1 pseudogene is annotated in these 600 nt (G+C 46.5%); it reads left to right on the top strand.

Annotated features, from left to right (window positions below):
* Positions 1–600 (top strand): annotated as a pseudogene (gene thiH / locus R8N49_RS28755) (2-iminoacetate synthase ThiH); the annotation flags it as partial.

Genomic DNA, 600 nt, shown 5'->3' with positions numbered 1-600 from the left:
TGATGCGATTAAGCGAATGAAGTTCGACAGCGTGTTACTGGTAACGGGTGAGCATGAGACCAAAGTTGGGATGAAATACTTTCGCGAAATGGTGCCAATCATCAAGCAGCGATTTAATTATTTAGCGATGGAAGTCCAACCGTTGGATCAAGACGAATACGTCGAACTGAAAACATTGGGCCTTGATGCGGTGATGGTGTATCAAGAAACCTATCATCCCAAAACATATGCTCAGCATCATTTGCGTGGCAATAAAATGGATTTCCGATACCGGCTTGAAACGCCTGATAGATTGGCAAAAGCGGGGATCGACAAAATCGGTATTGGCGCTTTGATTGGTTTGGAAGAGTGGCGCACCGACTGCTTTTTTGCTGCTGCTCATCTGGATTACCTTGAGCGTACTTATTGGCAATCGCGTTATTCGATTTCTTTTCCTCGTTTACGCCCTTGTGCCGGTAATGTACCAGCGTCGGGATTACAACCGAAGTCTGTCATGACGGATAAGCAGTTGGTGCAATTGATTTGCGCCTATCGGCTGTTTAATCCGGAAGTGGAGTTGTCATTGTCGACGCGCGAATCACCGCAGTTTCGCGACAATGT

Source organism: Vibrio sp. 1978, from assembly GCF_033344345.1.
Note: the sequence above shows the minus strand (reverse complement) of the source record. Positions and strands in the feature narration are given on the sequence as shown.